Origin of the sequence: Pseudomonas meliae, assembly GCF_001400515.1 — a bacterium.
Taxonomy (GTDB): domain Bacteria; phylum Pseudomonadota; class Gammaproteobacteria; order Pseudomonadales; family Pseudomonadaceae; genus Aquipseudomonas; species Aquipseudomonas amygdali.
This window is the reverse complement of sequence record NZ_LJQT01000391.1, coordinates 1045-2933: the sequence shown is the minus strand read 5'-3', so window position 1 is coordinate 2933 and position 1889 is coordinate 1045. Positions and strand designations below refer to the sequence as shown.

2 protein-coding genes are annotated in these 1889 nt (G+C 48.2%); both read left to right on the top strand.

The window, feature by feature from the left end; all coding sequences use genetic code 11:
* The coding region (locus ALO64_RS18135) for a GNAT family N-acetyltransferase (protein ID WP_054991774.1) at positions 1 to 489 on the top strand (489 nt) is incomplete at its 5' end.
* Between the two features lie 765 nt (positions 490 to 1254).
* Positions 1255 to 1671 (top strand): hypothetical protein, encoded by a 417-nt coding sequence (locus ALO64_RS18130; protein ID WP_235378763.1) that lies wholly within the window; start codon positions 1255 to 1257, stop codon positions 1669 to 1671.
* Positions 1672 to 1889: the final 218 nt, after the last annotated feature.

Below are 1889 nucleotides of genomic sequence, written 5' to 3'. Positions count from 1 at the left end.
TTAGTGGCATTTGATGAGGTAGAGACAGAGGTTGTGACCGGTTTTGTTCTGTACTTGCCTGTGGCTACTCATCCCGAAGCTTGCGGAGTCAATTACATGTGTGTGAGGAAGTCTCATCGATGCCGTGGTATAGGTCGTGAATTGATGAGAGCGCTGATCGGGTTGTACCCCCACACTGAGCTGACGTGCACGATCAAAAAAGTGCCATTTTACGAGTCAGCAGGCATGCAAGTTATTGATTCACACAACACCCAGATTGTGATGAATACACGGTCTGAGAGTACGAAAGGGATGATGCAGATACTCAACGTTCAGCCAATTTACGATTCTCCAGAAGCTGGAGCAATCTACGACCGCCTTGTGCAGAAGTGGGGTCTCAAGGAGATGCGCAAAGCAGAGAAGCAACTCGCGCGTCATACCGATCAACTCGAACGACAAGCTCGGGAGTACGTTGAAAGTCGCCTGAAGGACCGTCAGGCGACCGTCTGACGGCAGGTTCATGTATAGGAATTTCAATAATTCCTATACAAGGTAATCCGCCGAAAAAGGTCCCCTCGGCGTGATGCCAACGTGGCGTCGATTCTGGGGGAACGCGTTTTTCACGCCACATCGGCGTCTAAAAACGCGTCCATTGCGACTTTTTGCCGTGTTTCGTGAATGTCAGGCGCACCTTCCCCGCATCAGTCCCGTACGTGTAGGGGGCCGGGGAGCAATGGAACAGAGAAGTCAGTTAAGGCCTCCGACCATGCAAAACAGTCGGCGGCCTCGTTAAATCTTGCCCGTAAGAGGGTCGCTCAACGGACGCTAAGCAATAGATCGGTCAAGGCCCGTAAAATAGGCTGCATTAAGCGTCTCATTTAGCTAGTCCTAAATTTATTGCGTTGAAGGGACCTCTTTCGGACAGGCAATAAAGGTGCAAATTCTGAGAAAAACGGATCGCCACCACCTTAAGTCGGTTGGCTGTTCCATTGCTCCCCGGACCCCGAAAACAACTGTTTGGCGTCAATCTGCACCAGTACTGGCTTCCCGTCCATGACGGAAATTTCTGGGATTACGGCTTACAACCCCAGGCTCCCCTAAAAGTAGCAATCACCGGAGCGGGCGATTACTTGACCTTTGGTCAAAAAAACACGCACATCGAAGCGCACCGTGATAGCTTTTAGCCGTTGACTGAAAAGGACATACGGATAGTGCACGGAAGCTCTCGAAAAAATACAGCTACCCCTCCAAGCCCCCTTGTTACGGGGTGGGGCTATGCAGTTTAGGCTTAGCGCTGCGTTCCTGATTTTCATTGGGTCTTATACGCCGCTGGCAATCATTCTCGCGATCCAAAATATTCCATTCGAGTGGTGGTCTCGCCCTATTTGCGAACTTCCTAAATTACTGGCGTTGACGTGCGCTATCAACCCATTTAGAAACCCGTCGCTCGCTATTTTAATGGTCGCTTTTACTGTAAGTTCGGCATTTTTAGCGAGCCAACTCTTTAAACGGATCGCCTTCCCGTATCGCATTGAAGTCGTATCCGTTAAAGCGGTCCCCAACGAAATTATCAACTATACATTTCCCTATGTAGTGTCATTCATGGGAATAAGCTACTCCGAACCGGAAAAACTTACAGGTTTTTTGGTGTTTCTCCTGTGGATGTTTGCCATCACCTACAAGTCTGGGTAAATCATCATGAATCCGCTTTTGTTGATTTTCGGTTGGAATCTTTATGAGGCCAATATCCAAATCAATGGTGTTTCGCGAGTGGTAAAAATCCTGAAAAGGGGATATTTCCCTCCTGGAAATTACAAAGCACAAACCATCCAAGATTTTTATATCTGCAAGGAGTAGCCATGCAAGTGCACTTTGATATTTTTAGGAATTTTAAGGAGGCGCTGATTTAT

Excerpts from the sequence above, each read along its gene's own strand:
- ALO64_RS18130 (WP_235378763.1), top strand. The coding sequence starts at position 1,255 with ATGCAGTTTAGGCTTAGCGCTGCGTTCCTGATTTTCATTGGGTCTTAT.